General features: G+C 61.2%; 24 protein-coding genes. 5 read left to right on the top strand and 19 right to left on the bottom strand.

What is annotated here, in order from left to right; all coding sequences use genetic code 11:
• Positions 1 to 114: 114 nt before the first annotated feature.
• From M0412_RS23950 to M0412_RS23930, 5 genes are all read right to left on the bottom strand, one after another.
• Positions 115 to 606 (bottom strand): hypothetical protein, encoded by a 492-nt coding sequence (locus tag M0412_RS23950; RefSeq protein ID WP_142859877.1) that lies wholly within the window; start codon positions 604 to 606, stop codon positions 115 to 117.
• A 321-nt stretch (positions 607 to 927) separates the two neighbouring features.
• Positions 928 to 1,092 carry a hypothetical protein gene (locus M0412_RS23945; RefSeq protein WP_162854296.1) on the bottom strand — a complete coding sequence of 55 codons (165 nt, stop codon included), beginning with the start codon at positions 1,090 to 1,092 and terminating at the stop codon, positions 928 to 930.
• Between the two features lie 324 nt (positions 1,093 to 1,416).
• Positions 1,417 to 1,725, bottom strand: coding sequence for a DUF736 domain-containing protein (locus tag M0412_RS23940; protein WP_011427435.1), 309 nt, complete (start codon positions 1,723 to 1,725; stop codon positions 1,417 to 1,419).
• A gap of 421 nt (positions 1,726 to 2,146) precedes the next feature.
• Positions 2,147 to 3,202 carry a Fic family protein gene (locus M0412_RS23935; RefSeq protein WP_109461990.1) on the bottom strand — a complete coding sequence of 352 codons (1,056 nt, stop codon included), beginning with the start codon at positions 3,200 to 3,202 and terminating at the stop codon, positions 2,147 to 2,149.
• A gap of 170 nt (positions 3,203 to 3,372) precedes the next feature.
• Positions 3,373 to 3,681, bottom strand: a complete 309-nt coding sequence (locus M0412_RS23930; protein WP_142913690.1) for a DUF736 domain-containing protein — start codon at positions 3,679 to 3,681, stop codon at positions 3,373 to 3,375.
• 454 nt (positions 3,682 to 4,135) lie between these two features.
• Here M0412_RS23930 and M0412_RS23925 point away from each other — a divergent pair, with 454 nt between their 5' ends.
• Entirely contained in the window at positions 4,136 to 4,312 is a 177-nt protein-coding gene (locus M0412_RS23925; RefSeq protein ID WP_162854295.1) for a hypothetical protein, read from the top strand.
• 3 nt (positions 4,313 to 4,315) lie between these two features.
• Here the strand turns inward: M0412_RS23925 and M0412_RS23920 are convergent, their stop codons facing one another.
• The 6 genes from M0412_RS23920 to M0412_RS23895 all read right to left on the bottom strand — a co-directional run bounded on the left by M0412_RS23920 (position 4,316) and on the right by M0412_RS23895 (position 10,079).
• Complete coding sequence (locus M0412_RS23920; RefSeq protein ID WP_142859629.1) at positions 4,316 to 5,242, bottom strand: ArdC family protein; 927 nt, start codon at positions 5,240 to 5,242, stop codon at positions 4,316 to 4,318.
• A 313-nt stretch (positions 5,243 to 5,555) separates the two neighbouring features.
• Entirely contained in the window at positions 5,556 to 6,143 is a 588-nt protein-coding gene (locus M0412_RS23915) for a hypothetical protein (RefSeq protein ID WP_142859631.1), read from the bottom strand.
• A gap of 386 nt (positions 6,144 to 6,529) precedes the next feature.
• Positions 6,530 to 6,865, bottom strand: a complete 336-nt coding sequence (locus M0412_RS23910) for a hypothetical protein (protein ID WP_142913689.1) — start codon at positions 6,863 to 6,865, stop codon at positions 6,530 to 6,532.
• Positions 6,862 to 7,755 (bottom strand): hypothetical protein, encoded by an 894-nt coding sequence (locus M0412_RS23905; RefSeq protein WP_142913688.1) that lies wholly within the window; start codon positions 7,753 to 7,755, stop codon positions 6,862 to 6,864. Before M0412_RS23905 ends, M0412_RS23910 begins: the two co-directional genes overlap by 4 nt.
• Positions 7,752 to 8,225 (bottom strand): hypothetical protein, encoded by a 474-nt coding sequence (locus tag M0412_RS23900; protein ID WP_142859637.1) that lies wholly within the window; start codon positions 8,223 to 8,225, stop codon positions 7,752 to 7,754. Before M0412_RS23900 ends, M0412_RS23905 begins: the two co-directional genes overlap by 4 nt.
• Before the next feature lie 99 nt (positions 8,226 to 8,324).
• Entirely contained in the window at positions 8,325 to 10,079 is a 1,755-nt protein-coding gene (locus tag M0412_RS23895; protein ID WP_142913687.1) for a ParB N-terminal domain-containing protein, read from the bottom strand.
• A gap of 314 nt (positions 10,080 to 10,393) precedes the next feature.
• On the opposite strand from M0412_RS23895, the gene M0412_RS23890 reads away from it, so the two are divergent.
• Both M0412_RS23890 and M0412_RS23885 read left to right on the top strand, forming a co-directional pair.
• Positions 10,394 to 10,705, top strand: coding sequence for a type II toxin-antitoxin system MqsR family toxin (locus M0412_RS23890; protein WP_142859641.1), 312 nt, complete (start codon positions 10,394 to 10,396; stop codon positions 10,703 to 10,705).
• A gap of 2 nt (positions 10,706 to 10,707) precedes the next feature.
• Positions 10,708 to 11,139: a type II toxin-antitoxin system MqsA family antitoxin gene (locus tag M0412_RS23885; protein WP_142913686.1), complete on the top strand. Its 432-nt coding sequence runs from the start codon at positions 10,708 to 10,710 to the stop codon at positions 11,137 to 11,139.
• On the opposite strand, the gene M0412_RS23880 is transcribed toward M0412_RS23885, so the two are convergent.
• From M0412_RS23880 to M0412_RS23845, 8 genes are all read right to left on the bottom strand, one after another.
• Positions 11,136 to 16,247: a DEAD/DEAH box helicase family protein gene (locus M0412_RS23880; protein ID WP_142859644.1), complete on the bottom strand. Its 5,112-nt coding sequence runs from the start codon at positions 16,245 to 16,247 to the stop codon at positions 11,136 to 11,138. The two genes, M0412_RS23885 and M0412_RS23880, sit on opposite strands and share 4 nt — an antisense overlap.
• 112 nt (positions 16,248 to 16,359) lie before the next feature.
• The gene (locus M0412_RS23875) at positions 16,360 to 16,761 is read right to left on the bottom strand and encodes a DUF3085 domain-containing protein (RefSeq protein ID WP_142859646.1); all 402 of its coding nucleotides are present in this window, start codon (positions 16,759 to 16,761) and stop codon (positions 16,360 to 16,362) included.
• Between the two features lie 13 nt (positions 16,762 to 16,774).
• Positions 16,775 to 17,380 carry a DUF1419 domain-containing protein gene (locus M0412_RS23870; RefSeq protein WP_142859647.1) on the bottom strand — a complete coding sequence of 202 codons (606 nt, stop codon included), beginning with the start codon at positions 17,378 to 17,380 and terminating at the stop codon, positions 16,775 to 16,777.
• Positions 17,381 to 17,446: 66 nt separating this feature from the next.
• A complete protein-coding gene (locus tag M0412_RS23865; RefSeq protein WP_142859880.1) occupies positions 17,447 to 18,475 on the bottom strand; it encodes a DUF3991 and toprim domain-containing protein in 1,029 nt (342 codons plus the stop codon).
• Positions 18,476 to 18,653: 178 nt separating this feature from the next.
• On the bottom strand, positions 18,654 to 18,830 hold the full coding sequence (locus tag M0412_RS23860; protein WP_162854294.1) for a hypothetical protein: 177 nt from the start codon (positions 18,828 to 18,830) through the stop codon (positions 18,654 to 18,656).
• A 309-nt stretch (positions 18,831 to 19,139) separates the two neighbouring features.
• Entirely contained in the window at positions 19,140 to 19,340 is a 201-nt protein-coding gene (locus tag M0412_RS23855; RefSeq protein ID WP_142913685.1) for a LuxR C-terminal-related transcriptional regulator, read from the bottom strand.
• Between the two features lie 251 nt (positions 19,341 to 19,591).
• Positions 19,592 to 21,502, bottom strand: a complete 1,911-nt coding sequence (locus M0412_RS23850) for a methyl-accepting chemotaxis protein (protein ID WP_142859649.1) — start codon at positions 21,500 to 21,502, stop codon at positions 19,592 to 19,594.
• Between the two features lie 507 nt (positions 21,503 to 22,009).
• Positions 22,010 to 22,810, bottom strand: coding sequence for a GntR family transcriptional regulator (locus M0412_RS23845; RefSeq protein WP_269703612.1), 801 nt, complete (start codon positions 22,808 to 22,810; stop codon positions 22,010 to 22,012).
• A 105-nt stretch (positions 22,811 to 22,915) separates the two neighbouring features.
• On the opposite strand from M0412_RS23845, the gene M0412_RS23840 reads away from it, so the two are divergent.
• Positions 22,916 to 23,971, top strand: a complete 1,056-nt coding sequence (locus M0412_RS23840; protein ID WP_142859650.1) for a phosphotransferase — start codon at positions 22,916 to 22,918, stop codon at positions 23,969 to 23,971.
• An 11-nt stretch (positions 23,972 to 23,982) separates the two neighbouring features.
• A complete protein-coding gene (locus M0412_RS23835) occupies positions 23,983 to 25,320 on the top strand; it encodes an aspartate aminotransferase family protein (protein ID WP_142859651.1) in 1,338 nt (445 codons plus the stop codon).
• The last annotated feature ends 35 nt before the right edge of the window (positions 25,321 to 25,355 follow it).

Below are 25,355 nucleotides of genomic sequence, written 5' to 3'. Positions count from 1 at the left end.
TCGAAAGGAAGAGGCTCAACTGGTCGCCATCGCTACGATCGCGATGCCTCCTCGACATCCCTATTGAGAGGCGGCTCTCGCCGCCCCTCGGATGAAACTGCACCGCAAGACTGATTATGATTCTGCGTGATCGTCGTAGCTGATACGGGACGCATTTACCGGGGTGCCGGTTTCCCGCGTGATCGCCGTGATGATCGGCGCAAGTGAGCCGAGTTCGTCGTCAGTGAGCGCGATCAGCTCCGGATAGTCGATATCAACGCCGGTATAGTCCGCCGTCAAAGCGATGGCCCAATCGCCGCCGTTGATGCGATATTCATGCGTGTCGAAATCGAATTCGAGATCGTCCAGCAAGTTGATAGTAAAGCGCCCGAATATCTCGGCCTCCCCCTCCAACTGATAGTCGGCGAACTCCTCGCCTCCGGTGAGAACGCTCCGCTCCAGCGCCATGATGATCCGCACGCAGCCAATTGCTGCCTCCAGTCCTTTGATCAGGCGATCGTGGAGCGCTCGCGAGAATTCGCTGTCGCAACCGATGCGGTTTGCGAGGACGACGAGACGGAAGCCTGAAAGCTTGGCGTAGAGCATGATGTTCTGATCGGTTGTCATGATGTGATCTCCTTCGTTGATGACGGAGATCGGCCACTCTGTAGCAAAGAGGGGTCAAGGACCGCGGGACGCGGCTCGCAAGCGGGGGAACCGATTTTTCCAGAGCCTGGCGGCGGAAAAATTGGGGGAGACCGCGCCGTCCTTGACGCCGGATTTGCTGGAGTAGAATGGGAGGTCATAGAGAGAAGAGACCCGCGGACCCGTAGGGGACGCGACCGTCTCCGGCGGGAGCCGGGGGGAGCGTTGAGGGGTGAAATCCCTGACAGCCGGGAGGCCGGTCGAGCCGGCGGACCGGCTCAAATAACAGGAGGAACGAGCCGCTCAGAATGGCGGCTCGGCTTCGACGGCGCCCTCCTGTTCGGCAAGCATGACGGCCAGATCGGCCTCGGCGAGTTGGAGCTCCGCCTCGATTTGACGCCGCTCGGCCGCGCCCCATGCGTTCCTCAGTTCGGCACGCAGTTCCTCGATGTGCTGTTCGATCGTCATCGTCTCATCTCCTTGAGTTCGTGAAAGACGACGACGCGGGGCGGGACGGGATGGCGGGGTCAGGGATCGCGAACGCGACCGCCAGCGGCGGCGAGTGGGGGAGCCGATTTTGTTGGAGCGGCGGGAACCGAAGCGGAGGCAAAATTGGGGGTTGACCGCTCGTCCTTGAGGCCGCCATGCCGGCACGGCATACTGGAGCGCTATGAGCAGACATTTCCGGTTCCGCATGGCACCAGGAAAGCCGGAAGCGGGCTCGATGCCCGCTCCCGGCTTCTCTATTCGGCCGCTTGGCCCCGCCTTGGCGAGCGGGGCCTCGTCCGGATCTCAGTCCCGGTTGGGGCGGGACCAGATCAGCTGGTAGCCGTCCTCGCCTTCGACTTCGGTGAGGGTTGCGTAGATCGGAGCGGGGAAGCTCGGGTCGTCCAGCTTGACCGAGAGGTAGTCGCGGTCCTGCTCGGAGCGCTTCTGCCAGGCCGCACCGAGCTCGACGTTGCCGGCGTAGATGCGGTAGTGCGGTCCCTTGTCGGAGGGGTTTTCGATGCGGGCGATGCGGGCCTTGACGTTGAGGGCAAGCGTGCGGATCGAGCCGTTGAAGCCGGTTTCGGTGGAGGTGAAGGTGCCGATCGTTGCCATTGTGGTGTTCCTTTCGTTGGTTTCGGGCCGCGCCCTTCGCGGCCTCGATGGCTGTCGAAAGGACCGGGGACGATCGGACCGCACCCCCGGGGTCCCCATTGCGCATCGCGCCGTGGGGTGGCTTGCCGGGCCGCAATGAAATGGAGGGCGGCCGGGAGGAACTTTGTTGCTGCGCGAGGAATGCGGCACGCCGGGGTCCCCACTCGGCCTGTCGAGTGGGGTTGCGTCCGCAGGGGAAGAAAGTTTCGGATGGCCGTTGCGGGAGGACGATCGAGGCGACGCCGGTCTCCGGTCAGACATGCCTCATCGAGCCCGCGAATGGAGCCCCGCTATATCAGGCAAAGGCACGTGGCAATGGCGGCTGCGCACAATTGGACCATAGCTCCGATTTCGGCTGATCGGGGGACGCTTCGCTCCGGCGTCAGCTTAAGCCGTACCAGGTCCCACGACCGGCTCCGTGGAGGGTCAGATGTCCCTGCTCGGTCAGCGCCCGAAGATGATCCTTGACGGTGTTGCGGCTCGCGCCTGTCGCTTTGGCCACATCCATCACCGTGACGCGCCCGCGCTCACGCGCCAGTTCGAGGATCGCGACGGACAACTCCGGCAGGTCGCCGAGGAGAATGCGCTCACGCTCGATCTTGCGCTCGAGACGCTGCTTCTGGCGTTGCAGGCTCCGCAGGAAAAACTCGACCCACGGATTCCAGTCCTGTTGGTCCGTTCGTATCGTGCCCTGCGTTCGGCGAAGCGCGAGATAATAGGCTTCCTTGTTCTGCTCGATAACACTTTCCAGTGAGCTGTACGGCACATAGGAATAACCCGCCCGAAGAAGCAGCAAAGTGGTCAGAGCGCGCGACAGTCGGCCATTGCCATCCTGGAAAGGATGGATTTCCAGAAAGACGACGACGAAGACAGCGACGACGAGTAGAGGGTGAAACGTGCCATCCTTCTCCTGAGCTTGTTGCCAGGCCACTAGTTCCGACATTCGGCCCGGCGTATCGAAAGGGGAGGCTGTCGCGAAGACGACGCCCAGACTTCGTCCATCCTCGTCGAAGGCTTCGACGTTGTTGGCAAGGGTTTTCCAGTTTCCCCTGTGTCGTTCATCTTTGACCGAGTGCGCGAGCAGATCCCGATGCAGTTGGCGGATGTGATTTTCGTTAAGCGGGATTGCGTCGAAGGCGGAGAAGATCGTCTCCATCACCTCGGCATAGCCGGCAACCTCCTGTTCGTCTCGGCTGGAGAACGAGCCGATACGGAGGTTCGAGAGCAGCCTTTCGACCTCGCGGTCGCTTAATTTCGCGCCCTCAATACGTGTCGACGATCCGATGCTTTCGATCGTCGCAACCCGCCGCAAGCTGGACAGCCGATCGGGTGCGATGCGACCAAGCGCTCGCCAGGCGCCTTTGAATTCGTCAATCTCGGCGATCAACGACAGGATCTCAGGCGTGATACGCAATTTGGAGAGATCGAGCGCCGTCATCCATTTTCCCATCCGTTTCCATCCAAATGGGGTATGACATAGCGAGATCCATTTTTCCATCCAATTTCATCCAATATGGAAGAACGAACGGGAAAAAGCCGCGGCACGAAGGAGGTCGCCCTGTTGTCGGGAGGAGGCCCCGCCTTGGCGAGCGGGGCCTCGTCCGGATCTCAATCCCGGTTGGGGCGGGACCAGATCAGCTGGTAGCCGTCCTCGCCTTCGACTTCGGTGAGGGTTGCGTAGATCGGAGCGGGGAAGCTCGGGTCGTCCAGCTTGACCGAGAAGTAGTCGCGGTCCTGCTCGGAGCGCTTCTGCCAGGCCGCACCGAGCTCGACATTGCCGGCGTAGATGCGGTAGTGCGGGCCCTTGTCGGAGGGGTTCTCGATGCGGGCGATGCGGGCCTTGACGTTGAGGGCAAGCGTGCGGATCGAGCCGTTGAAGCCGGTTTCGGTGGAGGTGAAGGTGCCGATCGTTGCCATTTTCGTGTTCCTTTCGTTGGTTTCGGGCCGCGCCCTTCGCGGCCTCGATGGCTGTCGCAAGGATCGGGGACGATCGGACCGCACCTGATAAGGCCGGAATGGAATGGAGGGCGGCCGGGAGAAACTTTGTTGCCGCGCGAGGAATGGCGGCGTAGCCGCCAGGGGAAGAAAGTTTTGCATGGCCGTTGCGGGAAGACGATCGAGGCGAAGCCGCTCCCCGATCAGACATGCCTCATCGAGCCCGCAAAGGACGTGGCCTATGCCGACGGGTCAAGAGGAACACGCTGATGGCAACCTGCCACCGCCTCACCCAGCGGAACATTGCTGTGGTCGAACCGTTTCTCTATCGCAATGCCAGAGCCGCAATTCGGTGGCGACGGACCGGCCAGAGTGGGAGTTGCCTCCAGTAATCAACCCGGTATCGTGTGCTCGCGATTCGTCGCCTGGAGGATACATGCGTCAGCAGACAAAGCCGTTTACCGTCGAAATCAAGCAATCCCGAAAGCTCAAACCGACCGACCGCAAAACCTCGATCTGGGGCAAGCTGGACCTGACACCAGATCAGGGCGCGCTCAAGCAGAGAGAGCCGAGAGAGGTGTCGGCCGTTGGCGGATGCAACGACCGACGCTGATTTTTAAGCCGCGACTTTCTCATCAGCTGCATCAGGCTGCAGATCGTGCAGGAAGGTGACTGCCCTCTGCGCATGAGCGGCCGCCTGAAAAATCGCCCGCCTGTCTTCGGAAAGCACGGCGAGCCATGAGGCAAGGTACGACGCGTGATCGGGCCGTGGCTCGAGCTCCGGTACGATTCCAAGGTCGGCGCATAGGAAGCAGCTGCCGAGCTCGGCAATGAGTTCCTCGCGGGCGCGCTCGCTCTTGTCCTTGGCATAACGGCTGAGATCGCGGCCCACGCGCCGCGGGTTCGCGGTCCAGTGCGTTGCCTCATGACTCAGCGTTGCCGTGTAGGAAGCCGCATCGCGGAAGGTCTGGAACGGCGGCATCTGGATATGGTCGGTCACCGGCGAATAGTAGGCTTGCGTCCCGCCATGGCGGATAACGGCGCCGGTGTTGCGGAAGAAGCGATCGGCATTCTCTATCCGCTCGACCGGATCGAGAGTCGGTTCCGGACGATGGTAGTGATGGTCCGGCAGACCGTCGATCTGGTCCACATTGAACACAGAATACGCCTTCAGGAAAGGGATCTCCCGGTCGACCTCCTTGCCATTGCCGTCGGTTTCCGATTTGGTGAAGCGGCTCGCGAACACCACAGTCGAGCCGGTTTCGCCCTTGCGAACCACGGCTCCGAGCTCCCGCGCTTGCTTGAAGGTCATCCACACCGGAGAGGCGAAACCTCTCGCCATCCCCTCGGACCATAGAAGGAGAACGTTCATGCCCGAATAGGGCTGCCCGTTGTGCCGTAGCGGCCGCGTAATCCTGCCTTGAGTGTTGGCTACGCTCCACGGCTTCATCCAGGGACGAACCCCTTTTTCCAGATCGGCAACGATCCGGTCGGTGATCCTCGTGTAGATATCGCCGCGTTCGCCTTCGGTTTTCCTGTTCATGTCTCAAACCTCCTATTCCGAGCCGCGCCTATCGCGGCCCGTCGCGGAGGTCCGAGGGCAGGAGCGGAAGGGCTTGGAGCGCACCGGAACGGCCGAAACAGCGTGGAGGACGGCGAAGCCGTTGCACCTCACAAGCCGGGCTCCTGCAGGACCGCCGACAGGGACGGGCCGCGATAGGCCGGTTCCTCATTTCCTTGCCTGTTTTTCCCCTGGGGCAGCGCGACATGCGGAAAGGCCGGCCCCTCTTGGGAGCCGGCCGATGGAAGCTGGAAAGATGAGGGTAGGGCGGCACGTGGGCGCCGCCCGGGCCGCTTTACCCGAGGGCGGCCATTTGCGCTTCGGCCGCCTTGCGGTCGAGATTGGCGCCGGGGTTTTCGACCGGGCGATCGAAGGGCTTCCAGGTCTCGCCGACGACCTGCTCGTAGGCTGCGACGGCGCCCTCGGCCGCCATCCTGAGCGCATGAGCCTGGACACCCATGTCGGCCGCGAACTCGCGCTTGCGCTGGGCGGCGCTGTCGTAGCCAACGGGACCATCGAGATCCTCGTCGCGGGCATCGTTGGACGCCTTCGCCGTGGCGTCGCGGGCTTCTGTGACCGCACGAGAGTAGAACTGCCCGGCGCCATGTGCCGATCCGACGAAGGCGCCGACGATGCGCTGGAGATGGATCTGCATCGCCCGTTCGCCGAGGCCCTCCGCCAGGCTGTCGGCGGTCTCATTGATCAGTCGCTCATGCAGGTCGCGGATGCCGTCGCTGTCGACCAGTGCGGTTCCGAAGCTTTCGGCGATCTTGAGCGCCTGGGCGCTGTCGGGGCAGGTGAGGCGGACCATTTCGAGGGTCGCACCCTTGCGGAGTTGCACGACGCGGGCGGAAGAGCGGTTGGGGGTCGCGGGCTTGGCCATAACGGTTTCCTTTTCGGTTTGGTCCGAAGCGGTTCCGGCCCCGTGCCGGTCTGCCCTTCGGTGCGGTCAAAAGGAACCGGCGAGGGACGGGCGATTTCACAGGTCCGGAGCGGCTGAGCGAGCGGAGCGGGCTTGCGACCAAGCGGGGGCACCCTGCGCGGGACGCGGGTTCGCTTTGCGCAGCGAGGCTGTTTTGGCCGCACCGCGGCGCGAAAGCGGCCTTGAAACGACCGGCCGCCGGTTCAGACCGCAACGAACACGAAGGGCAGGCCGGCACGGGGCTGAGACTCTCCCCGAAACCGAATGTGGGAAACGATGGCCATCCTCGCAATGCCTCTCACCAATACGCGGGCACACTCCGCAAATGCGCTGCCGGCGGCTGCCTCTCACGCTGCCTCTCGCCAAACCGCGTCACCGAGCTTCAGCCGTAGCGTGGTGATGGCACGGTCCTGACGCTCCAGTTTCCGGATGAGCGCCTCGAGTTCGCCGCGACGTTCGAATGACAGGCGATCGAGGTGATCCTGAAACAGCATCTCATCCGACCGAGTCCATCGTGAGCCGGAGCGCTTGTGCGTGCGGTTTTTGGCTTTCGCCTTTTCGGTCACGGCCAGGCGCTCAGCGCGTGTGGCAATCTGCCGATGGACGAGATCGAGATGATGGCGCGTCTGACGACGCGCCGCCTCCATGCGGGAAAGGAGCACCCACGGACTGATCGGGGTCATGTCCCGGTCCTCCGCCACTGCCAGCCGATGAAGTCCGAAGGACCGTCATAGACGGCGTGACGTTGTTCATCGATGACGAAGCCGAACGGCCCGCGGGTTGCATATTCGGCGCTCGGAACAAGAAAGCGCCGCTCGTCGGCACGTTGGTCCCGCATGCCGCCGCGCGTGGCGACCACCTCCGTCATATCGGCATAGTGGCTGGAATAGATCGCCGAGACGACGACCCAGTCGCCGGCATGCCTGCGCTCGAAGGCTTGCCGGTCCTTCGTCCAGGATTGGCCGGACCCGAGTTCGCGCCCGTGGATCTCTTCCCATGCGGTCGGCCAGCTGTTGCGGAATGTCTCGTCCGCACCTTTGCGCTCGTATGAGGTGAAGAGCTCCGGGAAGGAGAGGGCGACGATGGCCCATTCGGCATCCTCCTCGTACCAGTGCGAGGACTTTCGCAGCAACGGGGAGACGCGAAGATTCCGTTCGGCCGACAGATGAAACCCGCCATGGCCAGCCGTCATATGGGACACGATCCCCTCCGCGTAGACGGTCGCAAGCTGCGACGGTCCCCAGGGCGTACTGGCCGTCATGCGGGTCTGGATCCGCCTCAGGGCGGATAACTCGCGCTTGTGCTGGGCCGTCTCGAAGACCCGGGCGCGAAAAGCCGCCTCATCCTCGAGGCGGCCATCGTGACCGTAGAAATCTGCGCGCGTCAGCTCGGAAAGCGGATGGACGAGCCGCCAAGCGCTCGCGAGGAAGCTCGCGCCATCGCGCGCCGGCATCATTGCCAGATGCGTATCGCCGATCCGGGCGACCGGAAATCCGTCGGCGCTGACGCCGAATTCCACGTCCAAATCCTCTAAAGCCGATACCGGCTCATGCTGAAGTTCTGAGGTCCTCATGCGGCGGCCCTCCCTTCGACCTGAGCAGCCGCAACCTCGTCGGCGGTCACCTCTTCGAGCACGGCGTTCGGATAGCCGTGTTCTTGCAGCCAGACCGCGGCCGCCTCGCGATTGTCCGCGAGATGGACAAGTTCCGCGTTCGAACCGGCGCGATCGAAGACGCGGATCGAACCGAGGGCGGGGCGCTCGAGCACCTTGAAGGTGAGATCGGAGTCGAGGCCGAAGGTTCGGTGAATGCGCATGACGATGGTGTTTTTCCCGCCGAAATCCGCCTCATGCAGTGTGAAATAGCCAGGCGAGTTGTAGTTTCCGGAGCGCGGACCCTCCTTGCGGATCAGCCGGCCCTTGCTGTTGCGCGTCTGCCAGGCCGCGAGCTTCTTCTTGAAGCGCTCGGGCGGGCGGGGTGTGCCATCGGACCAGGCAATGATGGAGCCGATCGGGACGAGATCGTAGATCAGGGACGCAGACATTGGACATCTCCTTGAAATTCTGCGGTGTTCATGGAAACGAACCGCCGCCGGTGATGGCCGGCGGCGGGGGATCGATCGGAAAAGATGGGAGGGCTTCGGCTATTCGGCCGCGATGCCGTAGGCGGTCTCGACCGCGTCGTCGGCGCCGTCACCGGCTTCCGGATCGGCGACAGCAAAATCGGCCTCCTCGCCGGCGACGCTGCCGTCAGCAAGTTCGCCTTCGAGGCGATCCGTTGTTTCCTCGGAGGTCACCGTATCGTAATCCTCCACGACCTCGCCCTGCTTGATCAGTTCGGCGAGATCCTTCGGATCGGGGGCAAACAGGGCGGCCGGATGGACGAAATGCCCTTGCTTGAAGTGCTCGACCAGTGCGGCACGGGTCTCGCGGACCCTCGGGCGGGGGAGAACCGAGGTGCCCTCGCACGAAGCCTCGAGCGCCTGCCGCGACAGGCAAAGCAGGAAGTCTTCTGTGCCCATGTTCGGGAGGTATCCGTCCGCGCCGATGGCGTCGCCGGCTATGCGCGACACGATGCCGCTGTTCGACATGCCTCGGCGGCACGACAGCACATCGACCAGCATCGAGCGGGTGGAAACCCGCAAGGTGTCGCGGTCGAAGGCGAGCTTGCCGTCAGCGTCGAGCAACCGAGCCGCATGGCGGGCGAACCGCTTCGCGCCGAAGACGTGGTCGTTTGCCCCGGAGTCAACCCGGACATTCATGCCGGCAAAGGCGAGGACAAGGAGGGCCATCAGCGTGTCGTCCTCGATCGGTGCGCGGGCGAGCGCCTCGTGCAGCGCGTCGGTCCTGAGGTCGCCGATCATATCGAGGCCCTTCTGCGTGACGTCGGGACGCTGCTTCGGCCCGTCGATCGCATCCTCGCCAGCGGTGTCGCCACCTCCGACGACCGCTCCCTTGCCCTTGGTCTTCTTCTCCTCGGGCATCCGGTAATGCACGGTTTGAACCTTGCCGTTCCGATCCAGATACATGGCGGTGTGGTCACCCTTGCCGGGCTTGCCATAGACGCGGCTTGCCTTTTGCGGCAGCTTCACCTCGCCCCATTGAGAAACCTCGGCGATCATTCCCTTCTTGGGCAGATTGTTCGTCATCCACTCCTGCTGGGCGCCGAGATAGGCTTCGACATTGGTGGTGTAGCGGCTGTCCTCGTCCGCGGGAGCGAACAGATCCTCGATCCATTCGATGCCGTAGGCTTCTCTGAGATCGTCACCGAAGCTCGCATCCTTGGCATACATCCGGGTCTTGCTCAGCGCGTTGGCAATCTGCCACCATGCGGCGGGCTGGCCCTTCTTCGGCTTCTGCGCCTTCCAGACCTCCTTCTGCTCATCGAGGTGTGCTGCCGCGATCGTGCGGAGCTGCTGCTCATTCGGCATGTCGCCGAACGCCATCTGGTCGAGCATCGCCGGTAGGACGTTGGCGAGCAGGCGCAGCTTGCGGATTTGCCGGACGGGCAGGGCGAGTGCCACCGCAATTGCTTCCTCGGTCCAGTCGAGTGCGACCAGGCGTTCGATGCCGCGCCACTGGTCGACCGGGTTCAGCGGTTCGCGCGCAATGTTCTCGACCATCGACCGCATGGCGCCATTGTCGTTTGCGGCTTCGACGACGAGCACCTCGATTTCCTCGAGGCCTGCGGCGATGGCCATGCGGGTGCGACGATGACCGGCTTCAATGACGTAGCCGTTCCCACCACCAACTTCGGGAAAAATGACGGGCGGCTGGATGATGCCGACGGCCTTGATGGTGGCGAGCAGCAGCGCATCGGCCTGCGGGGTGGATTTGGATTGCCGGGTATTGTCCGGATTGTCCTTCAACGAGCGCGGATCGACCTTCATGATATGCATGGGATTTTCCTCTTCCGGGATGCGGGGACGCGGCCTCTTGCCGGTCCTTCCTGTCTTCATCTCTTTCCGAAGACACTTTCCGAACCGCAGGACGGGCGGACCGGCGCAACTGCGGCCGAGCGTCCCTGCTTCGAAGGACAAGCGGGGTGCCTCGCGCCCTGCGCGGGACGAGTGGCCGGGATGCGGAGGCGGCGGTTGAGCGCAAGCGGCGACGGGACGACCGATCTGCGACCGGTTCTCCTCCCGGATTTTCCTCTATCTTTTCCCCACAACGACAAGCTTGATTTGACACCATTAAGGTGTCATATAAAGTCATGGAGAAAAGGCGCCCGACATACGATCTCGAGGCCGTTAAAGCTGTTTTGGGGTCGATTTCGACGCTTGCCATCACGACGACGGCGCTGCGGGATGCCGCCTCATTGGGCTACGACCGCGCCGGCATCGTCGCGACCATCGACACCATCGAGCGCCGTATGTTCTACAAGTCGATGACAGCGAACGCAGACCATCGGGTATGGCAAGATGTTTATCATGTGCCGGTCCCCGAGCACGGCATGGTGCTTTATGTGAAATTCCAGGCGGACGTGATCACGGAATTCCGGATCATGTCATTCAAGGAGAGATGATAATGGCGGTTGCAGCAAATATACTGCCCGAAACGATGATCTCACCGGAAACCGGAGAGACGCTGCGCCGGGACGTCCGACCGTTTGTCGTGACCTACAAGGGCAAGAGCAAAACGGTCGACCTGCCGGGATATTATCCCGATAGCGGCGACGAAGGTGTTCATGTCGGCAACGACATGGAGGCAACGGACGCGGCCTTGCGGGCGTTGAAGGAAGAAGTTGAAGGCATTCCCTCTCCGTCGACAATCCGCAGAGTGCGCAAAAAACTAAAACTGTCGCAACGTGAAGCAGGCGGCATCCTGAAGGTTGGTGAAAGCGCGTTCGACAAATACGAGCGCGGCTTGGTCGAGCCAAGCGGCCCGACCAGCCAATTGCTGCGCCTTCTCGACCGGCATCCGGAACTCATCGAAGAGTTGCGGCAACAGGCAAGCTAAGCGGCAACAGCAGCGGCTTCGTCCGTACGCCTCGCATCATCGGCGAGGGCCTGATCGATGTCGCGGAGCTGTCTGCGCTTCTCGGCAAGTTCATCCGCAAAGGGGAAAACGCCGCCTTCACGCGAGCGATAGGAGGCAAGCCGCCGACGCGCTTCCTCCAAGCGGTGGCGATAGCGTTCCCGCTCCTCGTCGAACCCGTCGAGCGCGTGCTCGAGGCGGGACACGGCGCCGAGCGGCGTCACCGTCACCGCAAGATCGATCTCGTAATCCGCGCCGGTGCGCTGGAGCGTGGTGAGGTAACGATAGCCATCACCCTTTCCGAAGCGCTCGCCCTCATAGACAAGATCGAAACCCCCAATGCTCGCCAGATGAACCTCACCCTCCTGCTGCAGTTGGAGAAGAGTGAGGATTTCCTTCATCAGCGCGCGGCCGGCATCCTTGCGCTCCTGGTAGGCTTTGCCGAGAACGGTCATCGCGAAAGCGTCGCCGGTAGTCGGCACCAGCCGGCCGATATCCTGGCCGATCTCCGCGATGCGGCGGGTCGAGACCTCGATGTCGCCTTCCGCATCGCGCATTTGCCGGCGGACCGCATATTGGTCGTCGTCATGGGCGGCGCGCAGCCGTTCCAGACGGGCGACATCGGCCTCCAGTCCAGCCTTCTGCATCAGCCGTTCGTCACCGGAAGCGATGGCCTTCGCCATGGCGAACTGGTTGGCTTGCCCTTCACCGAGATCCTCGAGCCGGCGGATCGATGTATCACCGCTGAGCGCTGCCGCGATGAAGCGGGCCTTGCGCTCGTTGTTCTGCCACATGGAAGCATCGAGCGACCCTTCCGTGGCATAGGCGAAGATATCGACCACGTCATGCTGATTGCCCTGCCGGACAATTCGGCCCTCGCGTTGCTCGATGTGAGACGGCAGCCACGGGACGTCGAGATGGTGCAGCGCTTTCAGACGGAGCTGCGCATTGACACCCGTGCCCATTGTCTCGGAACTGCCGATCAGGAACCGAACCCGGCCGGCGCGCACATCACCGAAGAGCCGCTGCTTGGCCTCGGTTTTCTTGAAGTCCTGCATGAAAGCGATTTCGCAAGCGGGAACACCGAGCCGCACGAGCTCGTCGCGGATCCAACGGTAAGCCGAAAAGCCGCGGGTCTTCTCGACATTGATGGTGCCGAGATCGGAAAAGATCATCTGCGCCGCACCTGGCAGCTCGTAAGCCTTGCCGTCCGGGCGAATAAATGTGGCCTCGCTGGTCTCCTGCCAGATCCGGAAGGCGTTGCGGACGAGGAGGTTGAGCTTGTTGTCCTTTTCGTTATCGTTTACCGGGATGACGAGGCGCAAATCGATCGCCGCATGGCGGCCGTCGGTGATGACCGAGAGCAGGATATCGTCGCCGGGCTGTGCCGGTCCCTCGCGCATCTCGATCGCTTTGATACGGGCATCGAGGATCTGCTGATAGGCCTTGAAGGCCGGCGTCGGTTTAGCGGTGAGGATCTGCCGCCGGCCGGTGGAGATATCAGGCACCCTGACGAATTCGCGAAGATCCTCCGGCATGACGACATCGGCGAAAGCGCGGAACATCGCGATCAGTTCCGGAACATTGACGAAGCTCGCGAACCGGCTGACCGGTTTGTATTTGCCGGAGGGCTGTATTTCGAGCTCGGTCGTCGTGTCGCCGAAGCACGATGCCCAGGCGTCAAACTCGTGCAGACCGCGCTCGGCAAGCGCTTCGTGTCCGAGCAGGCGTTGGATCGAGAACATCTCGCCAAGCGTGTTGGTGATCGGCGTGCCGGAAGCGAGCACCAGCGCCCGGCCGGGATTCTTGGTTTCGATGAAGCGGGATTTGACGTAGAGGTCCCAGGCGCGCTGCGAGCCGTTCGGATCGATACCCTTCAACGTCGACATGTTGGTCGCGAAGGAAAGCTTCCGGAACTCCTGCGCCTCGTCGACAATGATCTGGTCGACACCGATTTCCGAGATTGTGAGAAGATCGTCCTTGCGAGTCGCGAGGCCCTCCAGGCGTTCCTGCAGACCCTCTTTCAGTCGTTCGAGGCGCTTGCGCGAGACGCGATCCTCGCTGTCGACCTTGGTCAGCAGATCCTCATAGAGTTCGAGCTCGTCGTGGATCATCTGCTGTTCAAAGGCCGACGGCACAGCGATGAACCTGAACGCCGAGTGCGTGATGATGATCGCATCCCAGGTGGCGGTCGCCGCCCGGCTCAAGAATCGCGCCCGCTTGTCCTTGGTGAAGTTGGTCTCGTCCGCCACCAGGATGCGGGCATTGGGGTAGAGGGCGAGGAACTCACGCGCCGCCTGCGCCAGGCAATGGCCGGGCACGACCAGCATCGCCTTGGCGATCAGACCGAGGCGATGCTGTTCCATGATTGCGGCCGCCATCGTCATCGTCTTGCCGGCGCCGACGGCATGCGCGAGATAGGTCGAGCCGGACGAGATGATCCGCCAGATGCCGCGCTTCTGGTGCCCATAGAGAACAAAGGCGCCTGAGGCGCCAGGAAGTTTGAGATGCGAACCATCGAATTTGCGCGGCGCGAGGTTGTTGAACCGGTCGTTATAGACCCGCGCCAGCCGGTCGGTGCGATCCGGGTCGGTCCACACCCAATCCTGGAAGGCCTGCTTGATCTTCTGCAGCTTGTCGCGCGCGGCTTCGGTATCGACCACGTTCAGGACGCGCCGCTCGCCGCCGGCGTCCTTGAAGACGTCGAAGATCTGCGGAACGCGGCTGTTCAGTGCGTCGGCGAGCAGTTCACCGGCATCACGGCGGCTGGTACCCCATTCGGATGTACCGGCGGCACTGTAGCCAAGCTGCCGCGCCTCCACGGTCCAGTTGCCAAGCTCCGGCATATGGTGGATCCTGATGTCGGCGCCCATCCTCTCCTTGACGAAAGCCACGACATGGCTCGCCGGAATCCACGGCGCACCCAGACGTGCGGTGATGTCGGAGGGGCGAAGGTCGCCGGGCTGTACGGCCCGAAGCGCACGAACGTTGCGCTCATAGGCTGGATCCAGTCCCGCGGCCGCTTCAGCGACAGCGAGCTTGGTGCGGACCGGGCCGGCGAGATAGGCGTCGGCCGTCTGCCAGGACCCGTCGTCAGGATCCCGGAAGATTGAATCGCCGAGTTCATCGACGACCGCATCGGCATGTCTGTGCAGCAGTTCGGCGATATGCTCGATATCGACGCGACCACGTTCGTTGAGGACAACAGCGAGTGCATCGGCGGCGCTGGTGATTACCGGCGGGGCAGGGGGCGAAATCACCCGTTCGGAAAAGATCGGGCCGGGCTTGGCCGTGTCGGTGTCGAGATCGTAATCCTCGATTGAGGCGACCAGCCAGCAATCGGGGTCGTCAAGAAAGGGCTGCAGGTTCGGGCGGCGGTGCGTTTCGCGCACCTCGCCGGTTTCGGGATCCTCAGTGATGCTGACGGTGGTGTGGTTGATCGGCCCGAAATCGCGCACGAAACTCGACCAGGCGATTCGTAGGCGAACCTGCAGATCGCGCCACGGCCGATCCTGTTCCTGGGCCTTCAGCACATCGCGCACGGCGTCGCGGATCGGGATCAGTTTCTTGATGATGCGGACGTGCTTTTCCGGCATGCCGTCGCCGGTGCGGCCCTTGCGCACCTGGACTTCGACCGGCGCGCCGTCGACCATCTGCATGAGACCGCGTCTGATGTCGATGAGGAAGCTACCCTCCCGGACCTGTCGACTGTCGGGGCGAAGGTCGACGATCTCGCCGAGCTCGGTCTCGAGGTCGATGTCGATTTCGGTCGGCTCGCCGTCATAGCGGCCCTCGGGAAGCAGGAGGATCGCCTGCTGCAAAGCCGCCTCAAGGTCCTCGCCGGCACGCGGTCGGCAGGTGTAGGTCTCGCCAAAGGGGCCGGAGGTCAGGGCATGATCGCCAAGCACGAAATCAGGATGTCGCGCAAACCAGCGGTTCACCCGAATTGCGCCGTCGTCTTGCGTCGCCGGTCGCACCTCCTCAAGGGCGAGCCAGGAGAGGTCTCCCTCAGCCTCCCCGGTCTTGCGCTTGCGGAAGAAGAGCAGGTCAACCACGACGTCCGTGCCGGCATCGCGGCGGAAGGTGCCCTCCGGCAGGCGGATCGCGGCGATCAGGTCCGCGGTTTTGGCGATGTGTTCGCGTGCTGTCGCATCCGCCTTGTCCATCGTGCCGGCGCTGGTGACGAAGGCGCCGAGCGCGCCGGGTTTCAGGAGGTCGATCGAACGGGCGATGAAATAGTCATGCAGCCGCAAGCCCAGCGAGCGATAGGCCCGGTCGGATCGGACGGTCCGGTCGGAGAAAGGCGGATTGCCGATGGCGAGATCGTAAATCGGCGCCAGATCGGCGCGCGCAAAGTCGCCGTTGATGATCCGCGCCTTCGGCTGTAGCAGGCGGACGATCCTGGCGGTGACAGGGTCAAGCTCGATACCGGTGAAGAAACTCCGATCGCGCAATGCTTTCGGCATCAGCGCGGGGAACAGGCCGGTGCCGATGCCAGGCTCGAGCACCCGGCCGCCACGCCAGCCAAGGCGCTGCAAGCTCGCCCAGATGGACCGGATGATGAACTCCGGCGTGAAATGCGCATATTGCGTGCAGCGGGCAAGGGACGCGTAGTCTCCCTCCGAAACCGCACTCTGGAGCGAAGTGCCAAGCTCGCTCCAGCCGGCGCGGAAGTCAGGCTCGCCCGGACGACGGAATATCGTGTTCGCAAGTTCCGATGCGCCAAAGCCTGTAAAGCGGATCAACCGCTGCTGCTCCTCGCGAGTGGCCGGCCGGTCCTGCTTCTCGATGTTGTTTGCGATCAGGATCGCCGCGACATTGATGCGCGCCCGTTCCTTCCACGTCGCCGCAAGAACGCGATCGGCATCGTCGAGGTAGAAGTTGGACCGGCCGCCCTGTCGCCGCGGCGCCGGACGCTTTGCCGTCGCGACCGGCAAGGCCGGGGCAGAAGAGGGCGGTGTCGGTTCGGGGTCGTCGTCATTGGCAGCAACGGCATCGAAACCGCCAAATGCTGTGACGCCGCCGAGGCCAAGGCCGGACGACAGCGCGCTGCTGCCGAACATGTCGAGAGTGAAGGGATCGTTGCTCATGAAGTTCTCCTCGGGAAAGGCGAGCGTCATCACCCGCGGAAAAGCTCGCGGGATTGAAGTACGCTCTGGGTTCAGGGATTGGTGGCCTGACGGGGGCCGGTGGTCTCAGTGATCAGGACTTCGCGATCAGGGTGAGCTGCATCGAGTCCTGATGAAATGCGATGCGAAGGTGCGTCGCCTCTGGAGCCGCCGCCATCATCGGTTCCAGCTGTTCCGCGTCGATGAAATCGACGCCGTCGTCGCCGCCGAATGTCCGGCGTTTGACGTCGAACCAGTCGTCATTGGTGCTGGGATCGCACTCCTCGGCATAGACGACCAAGGGCTTGGCGCCATCGAGCAGCTTGCCGTTGGACATCAGATAAACGCCGTGATCGCCGACGAGCCAGAGGCCCGGCTTCTCGTCCTTGCCAGGGCGCAGGCCGTAATAGAGATCACGAAAGCCACCATTGGCCTCCGCATCGGCCCGACCGCGGGCAATCACCGCGCGGACGGATGTGAGCGGGAAGGAAAGCATGGCGCGACCTCCTTCATGCGGCGATCGGCGAGGGGAGGTGGCGCAGTTGCACCGGCAGCTTGGCTGCGATTTCGTCGTCGGAGAGATCGTCCAGCAGCTTCAGGGTGCTGCCCGTCTGGCCGCCGTAAAGCATGATCGTGCGCTTGCCACGCGACTCCTCCGGCCAGCGCTCGCCAGCATAACCACGATAGTCGTCCGCCGTCATACTCCAGATATGCTCAAGCCGTTCCTCGCGCGACATGGCGCGCACCGGCCGGCTCTCGCGCTCGATGATTTCGACCCGCATGCGTTCAACGGCCTGGCGGTCGGAAAGATCGCAATAGCCATGGAAATGCCGGATGACGCCGTCGATCCGCAGCGCAAAGAACACCGATGTCACCGATCCTGTCAGAAACTCGCGCATCGCAAACATCGATCCACGGATCCAGAGCGGCGGCAGGATTTCGAACATGTAGTCATGTTCGGTATCGGCGATCTCGAACCATTCGCCGGCATAGAGCGGGGCAGCGTCATCCTCCCAGCGGTTCGGACGCTGGGCGTGACGATCGAACATCCGGTACATTTGCTGGCGTGAGGCGACGCCCTGGAAGACTTTGCGGATTGCGGAAGAGGGATTCATCTGCGGCTCCTTCGGAGTGGTTCCGGACCGAAGTGCGGCACTGTCCTTCCGACCTTGCCATCCTCTTCAGTCCTTCATGACACCTTCCGGGCCGCCGGCATCGCGACCGGCCGGGTCAAGGGCCGGCTCCGCCGGGCGAAGCCTCCCTTGACGCGGGCGAAGCGAATGCGGCACGCCGCCTTCCTTCCTCTCCCTCCTTTCTTTCTCCCTGATTTTCAGGGCCTCGTTCCAGTCGTCCGCCGGCGGGCGAAGGCGCGACCAGTTGCAGCCGACGTCGTCAGCGAGCGCCCGTAACCGCTCGGCAAACATCTCGCCTTGCGGATTGGCGTCTGTCGCCGCAACTAGCAGAGCCTCGGGCCGCGATGCCATCTGCCGCAGCGCCGCCTCCGTCGACGGCGACCATCCGCCGCCGGTGCTGAGATAGAGCGTTCCATCCCGCAACCCCTCGATGGCGGCGAGGCTCATGGCGTCGATCGCAGCTTCCGTGACAGCCAGGCGCAACGCCGTGTCCTGCCCCAGGCGGAAGAGAACCTTTGTCCCTCCGGAGGCAAAACCGCGATACTCGGGACCCCGCGCCTCCCAACCGGTGACGGCTCCGGCGCTGTCGGTATGCGCTGCCCACATGCTGGCATATGGCCCCTCGCGCAGACGATCTTGCCGGATCGCGGCGCGAAGCAAAGATGCCGGCAGGAAACGCTGACCATCGAGATAAGCCCAGGTCGACGAACCGGGCCATGGACGGCGGCGTGTTTGCCATCGCTCGGATAAAGAGAGGTCGTAGTCTTGCTCTATCTTTGGAGACCGCCATTCCGGTTCCGTGATCGAAATACCGACGAGCGCGGCAACACGTCCGGCGCATTCGAGAAAGTCGACATGGTCGAGATGCGCGACGAGACCGAACACGTCGCCCTTTGCATCGCTGAGCGGATCGAACCATCCGCGCCCCTCATGGGTGACGATGACGATCTCGCTCCCCCGTCGAAACTTCACTGCCCGCCGCGTGCTTTCCTTCATATCGATGGCGAAGCCCGTCTGCTCGAGAACGGCAGCACACTTCACCCGTTCGCGGAGCGCCTCTATTTCTCTTCTGTCCATGCCTCTTCTTCCTCGCATTTCCTTGCCCGTCTCTTCTCGGGCACGCTTCCACCAGCCGCGAAGAGCAAAGGCCGCCAGGGCGCGGCTGACAATTGTCGGATCATGCAATGCCTGGGTCGGCCGCGGCGAAGCCTCCCTTGCGGCCTGCCGCTCGCAAGCGGCACTCAGGAACGGCGGCTCAATGAGCCGCCCATGGGAAAAATTCATGGACGATCTCCAGATCGTCGTCGGCGTCGATTTCGTCGGACGGAAGGACGCCGTATTCGCCGTCGACCGTGAACAGAGTGACCGGGACCATCAGGTCGCGGGAAAGCTGGAAGGCGTGGGACTGGGCGAGAGAAAGATCGTGCGACATTTGAAGTGGCTCCATCGGGAGCGGGCCAATTCCCGCTCGATGGCTCCTCACAAGGCCCGAGGACGGGCGCGATCACCGCGAGGCGAAGCCGGAGCGGCCGCAGCTTGCTAGCGGACCCCCTGCGGGTTGATCGTGGAAGATCCGGCACCGGGCCAGGACGCCATCCAAAAGAGCGGGATTGGTTTGCTCCAGCTGGAACGCTCTGTCGGGTACGGCATTCGCATTTGAGCCAGACGCTTCCCGCGGCTCTCGGCAACAAGATCGCTTCCGTTTTCAAGTCAAGAGCGGGCGTCGGGAGTGATTTGCCCCTCAATCGGGGTTAGGGAGGTTCGCCTTCTGGAGCGCCTCCGCGATCGATTTTGCCTCCAGCGTGCGTAAAGCACTTCGCAGGCAGTTTTCGATATCAACAACGCTCTTACCCTCGAGGGATGCGATCTCGGCGACGGTTCTGCCTCGATAAATCCATCGGATGCAGCTCTTTTCAAGCGGCGAAAGTATCCATTCCTTCATGACAAAAATCGCGGTTGGTTGCGCCGTGGTCGGCGGAGAGCGTGGCACCGAGTGCCCTCATCGAAACATCGGTGGAGGTGAGTTGGCGACGCCCCAACAAAAAGAGCTGCCGCCGGGACCTGGTCGACGGCAGCCAAGGTGCCTCGGAAAGTCGAAATCTCTTCTTCGCTCCTTTTCATGTAACGTTATAACATCTCGCATAATGCGATTTATGGAACTTGTTGTACTCTCGGAGCTGGACAGCCTGGAGATCACGCGATCATCCTCTCTTCGAAACTCGCCCGCGATCGAAGGGTGAGGCCGCTCACGGCAACCTTTAGAACTTGTGACCTGCGCAGGATCTCTTGCACGGTTTTGTTCCAATCATCCACCAGATGAGCGTTTTCTCGAGTCATCTTGTCAATGTGATCGACGGCTGCGTTAACGCCGCGCAAGCCTTCCGCCTGATGATTTGAGCCGACGGAAATTTCGTGGACAATTTGCGCAATTTGTTCGAAGCGCGATGCGATGAGCTTCAGAGTCGTTCCAGCTTTCGCGACTAGCTCAACACCGTGCGCAACCTGCCCTCCCGAGGTCGAAATAAGGTTATTGATCTCCTTAGCCGCGCTTGCCGAGCTTTGGGCGAGCGAACGAACTTCGGCAGCGACCACTGCGAATCCTTTTCCGGCCTCTCCGGCCCGCGCTGCTTCAACGCCAGCATTCAGCGCCAGAAGATTAGTTTGGAACGAAATTTGATCGATTGTTGCTATAATTTGCGACATTTGCGACGATGACCCCTCGATCTCGCCCATCGCAGCGACCGCATCCTCGACGACCGCTTCGGATTGCTTCGCCTCCGTTTGGACTGACCGGACAACCTCGTTGGCATTGGAGGCTCCGGCCGCGGTCCGCCCGATCGTAGAGGTAATTTCCGACAGTACACCCGCGGCCTCCTCGACAGAAGCTGCTTGTTGCTCAGTTCGCCTCGCCAGTTCATTAGAGATGGCGGTCATTTGAGCGGCGGTCTGGTTTACAGCGACGACCGTCTCGACGACGGAAGCGACCGTTTGTTCCAATGCCTCAACCGCGTCATTAAAATTTGTCTTCAGATCCTCGTACTCAGCTGAAAGAATCTGGTCGATCCGGATCGTTAGATCGCCCCTGGACAGATGGACCAGCCCGTCACGAAGTACTGACAGGGCTCGGCGCTGCTCAATGCTGGCAGCCTCGAATGCCAGTTCCGTCGAGCGCAAGCGATGATCAGTATCATCGTGTAATCGCCTCTGTTCATTTTCAAGAATTTCGCGCTCATCCAGGGCTTTACGGAAAAATGCCAGCGCCTGAGCCATTGAACCGATCTCATCTCGCCGCGTGAGACCGGGAATTGCGATCGTTCGATTGCCTGTGGCCAGACCCTGCATCGCGTTCGTGAGCCTAACGATCGGGAATGCAACACGCGACTGCATCCACGCGAATGCGCCAATGCACAAACTGGTCACCACAGCCAAACCGACTACAAAGAATAAGTTAGCCTCTTTGGCTGCTCTCGTGCCTAAGACAACAGCGGATGATGAGTTTTCTTTCTGGTATCGCTGGCCCCTTTTTATCGCATCTCGAATCCCTTTCAGGTAGGGCTGCGATTGGCCGAGCAGTAGGTCATGCGCTCCAGCCGAGTCGCCACCTGAAAGCATTCCAGCCAGAGGCGCTGTGAATTTTATGTAAGCGTCGTAAGTGAGGGAAATGTTATCGGAGTTCTTGGTTTCATCATCACCGACCGCCAGCGCTCCGTACTCCTTAATGGAGTCAGACATATCGAGCAGACCGGTTTCGAGTTCCCGTTCGGCCTTTGTGCGATCATCCTCACCCGAGAGAAGAAGCTGCAATTGACGTGACCGTACGGTCTCGAAGCGGGCGGCCAGCATTCCAAGGCTTTGTGCGGACGGGAGCCATTTGTTCGCTATCAACGTCGCCGTCGCGTTCACGGCGTTTAATCGATCCAACCCCGCGACACCCAGACCAATGGTGCTGAGAAGTAGCAACCCCATGGCCATCCCGACTTTTGCACGCATCGATAGCGAGATGGTGGTCATCGGCTTTGTCAGGCACTCAAGAAGATATACTTTCATCACGCACCCCCACGTATTGATATATCGATATACTGACGATGACCAGTAAATTTTCATTGAACCGTCACATCGAAATGGCGTGCGTCGAAATTGCTTATGACTGGGATCATGAGTGCTGTCGGAAGGTTGTTGAGGCCAGAACCAAGCAAGGCACAACCGTCTCCTGACGCAAATTTCTCGATATACAGTGGGAGGAATTCGCAAATCGCGTCCAAGGCTTCAACGAGATTACCCGCCAGGAGATCTACGAAGATCGTTCGCCTTGCGAGTGATCCTCGATGATACGCTCCAACCGAATTATCGCACCGTACTTTTGCTGGAAGCGTTTATCGGCGAGCCTATGGGCGAACAAAGTGGGGACTCAGGCCGTATTCTCAATATGTGCCTTAATTCAACATCGAAGCGAGGGCTCGGGGCCTATACGCAAATCGTGATGCGCTGGGCGCGCATTAAGATCAGAGCCGAGAAAGGCGTCGCATCAGTATCGCGGGAACGAAGCCACCGTCGCTTTCTCCTGCCGACGCGATGTTCGGCAGCACCCCAGTTCCGTCAATAAGTCTCGCATCACCGAATGTCGGTGACCGAGATATCGGCGTCCCCGCTGATCAGGTCCGGTCGCTTTTCTCGCAAGATCTGGATGGACGGAAAAGTGCTGTCCAGTTGCACCTGGAAAACCGCTGCAGCGCCCGCCTCGTCGCGCTTCCTTATCCGCTCGTAGATCTCACGGTGCTCATCGAAAACGACCGAATAATGGCTCTCAAGGGGGAAAGCCTGCCTGCGCACGCGATCGAGTTGTCCTGTTGCGTTGTGGATCGCCAGCCACGCATCTGGAAAGCCAGCCGTTTCACATATCAGTCTGTGGAACTCGTTGTCGAGCGCGAAGAACTCATCAACATCCTTCCTCTTCGCCGCGGCTTTCTGCTTGAACAGCGCCAATTCGAACTCTTTTTCATACTCCGGTTTGAAATTCCGGGCTGCCAGCTGTGTCAATCGCATCTCAATCGTGTCCCGGACCAACTGGCCCTGCAACACTTCCCGGAGGATGATCTTGTTCACGAAAGTTCCGTCGCTTGGAGCGATTTTGATCAGACTTTCTTTCGCTAGCTGTAAGATTGCCTCGCGCAATGGTGTTCGTGAAATTCCCAACTGGGCGCAAATATCCTTTTCAACCACGGCACTGTCCGGCGGCATCTTCAGCGAGATGATCGCATTGCGTAGGAGTTCGTACACCTGCGCCGATTTTGATGTCCGACCATCCAATTGGTCGGGGGAAAACAACGGCACGATTTGATCCACGGTCACCTCTGGGATACTCTCCGACAGCCGCGCGTACGCGGCGATTTTCCAAACAATATACCAATACATCGGAACACTCCAAAACTTTTGTCGGTGTGCATCCGGAGATTCTCGCTTGCCAACAGAATATTTATATACCAATATATCGGTAACGAAGGGCAAGGGAACTCATGAATGCTCCAATCAAAGCGAAATCCAGTCACGCCGGCCCTCACCGCGAAATCAACTCTGCTGACTTCTGACGAGGCCGTGGACATAGCGCTTCAGCACTACGGTCTCAGAGTTCGAGCCCACCGTCTCTCTGGAGAGAAAGACAGCAACTTCCGTATCTCCACCGAAGGTGGAGACGAGTATTTGCTGAAAGTCGTTAATCCAGGGGAAGATCCCGCCGTCACGAACATGCACACGATGGCACTACGGCATGTCGAGGAACGGGATCCGGGGATGCCGGTCCAACGGGTGGTCCCTACTCGTGATGGACGTTTGGATTTCGAGATTGATTATGGCCCCGATGACCGTCGCGCCGTGCGACTTGTTACATTCACCAAGGGCGAGCTGCAGCGTAAAAGTCCGCAAACCTGTCGGCAGCGCCGGAATATCGGAGCAAGCCTGGCACGTCTGCAAGAAGCGCTCGAAGATTTCCGTCACCCGGCTGAAGACCACTTTTCAACATGGGATCTCAAGAACACGCTCTCCCTGAAGCCGATGATCGATGAGATCAAGGATGCGTCCAAAGCGGCGGAGCTCCTAAGTTGGGTGGATCGCTTTGCGATGGAAGTCGTTCCGAAAATTCCTTCCCTACGCGCTCAAGTGGTCCATAACGATCTCAACAGCGACAACGTCGTCGTCGACCCTCATGAAACCGACCGAGTCGTTGGCATCATCGATTTTGGCGACATGGTGCGCACACCGGTTATCTTTGATGCCGCGGTGGCCGCGGCCTACCAGTTGACCGAGGCCGATGATCCTATGGCTGCGGCTTGCGATTTCCTCACGGGTTTCCATGGCAGACGCGCGTTGTTGGCCGAGGAAGTCGACGTGCTGTTTACGACCATTGTCGCACGCACGGTCATGCGCATCGCAATAACCGAATGGCGGGCTGTCCGGTTCCCGGAAAACCGCGCCTACATCCTGCGCAATACACCGCAGGCCTGGCTCCAATTTCACCGTCTCGCCGAAATCCCCCATTCCCGGGCAGCAGACATGCTTGCTCGCGCATTGTCGTTCTAGGAGTACGTTCGATGTCCTCATCCGCTTCCGCATATATGATCAACGGTTTCGATCCCAGCACCGTTGACAAGCTACCCGCCGATGAACAGGCGCTGATCGCGCGCCGGAGAAAGCTTCTCGGCCCCTCCTACAAGCTCTTCTACGAGCACCCGGTACATGTCGTGCGGGGGGAAGGCGTTTGGCTCTATGATCCAGAGGGCAATGCTTACCTGGACGTTTACAACAACGTCCCCTCCGTCGGTCACTGCCATCCTCGCGTCGTCGATGCCATAGCCAAGCAGTCCGCTATCCTGAACACGCACACCCGCTACCTGCATGACTCGATCCTCAAATATTCCGAGGACTTGCTCGCGACGTATCCGTGCGAAATCGCCAATGTCATGTATACCTGCACGGGTAGCGAAGCCGTCGACCTGGCACTGCGCATCTCTCGCTACTATACCGGCGGTACCGGTGTCATCGTCACCGCCAATGCCTATCACGGGCTGACGACCGCCGTCGCCGAGATCTCGCCTTCGATGGGTCCGAATGTCCCTATCGGCCAGCATGTCTATGTGGTCGACGCTCCGGACCAGTATCGCAGCGAGGGCGAGGACGTTGGCGAAGTGTTTGCCCAGCGCGTCGAAGACGCAATCAAGACGATGCAGCGCCATGGTATCAAGCTTGCGGCCTTCATCGCAGACGGCATCTTCTCGACCGATGGCATCCTGACCGAACCAGCAGGTTTCCTCAAGAAGACGGTCGACGTCGTTCACACCGCCGGCGGCCTTTACATCGCTGACGAAGTTCAGCCCGGGTTCGGCCGCACCGGTACGCATTGGTGGGGCTTCCAACGCCACGGCATCGTTCCCGATCTCGTGGTTATGGGCAAGCCGATGGGTAACGGCATGCCGATCGCCGGCGTCGCAGCTAAGCCGGAAGTTTTGGAGCGCTTCGGCAACGATATCCGCTACTTCAACACCTTCGGCGCCAATACGGTTTCCATTGCCGCCGCGCAGGCTGTTCTCGACGTCATCAAGGACGAGAAGCTGATGGAGAATTCCGCCAAGATCGGTGAATACATGGTCGGCGGCATGCGAAAACTCCAGGACAAGTACGAAAAAATCGGCGCGGTCCGCGGTGCAGGCCTGTTCATGGGTATGGAGTTCGTAACCGACCGCAAGTCGAAGACGCCGAACGGCAAACTCTCGCTTGGCGTTGTGAATGGACTTCGTGAAAAGCGCATGCTGATCAGCGCTTCGAGTTCATTCGGGCATGTCCTGAAGATTCGTCCTCCCTTGCCGTTCACCGTGGAAAACGCCGACCTCTTCTTGTCCGCTTTGGACGAGGTACTCGCCGAACTCTCGTAGGCCCTCGGGCCTACGCAAAAACAAAAGACGGGAAA

The sequence above is a fragment of the Agrobacterium sp. O3.4 genome, assembly GCF_041414895.1.
Taxonomy (GTDB): domain Bacteria; phylum Pseudomonadota; class Alphaproteobacteria; order Rhizobiales; family Rhizobiaceae; genus Agrobacterium; species Agrobacterium cucumeris.
Note: the sequence above shows the minus strand (reverse complement) of the source record. Positions and strands in the feature narration are given on the sequence as shown.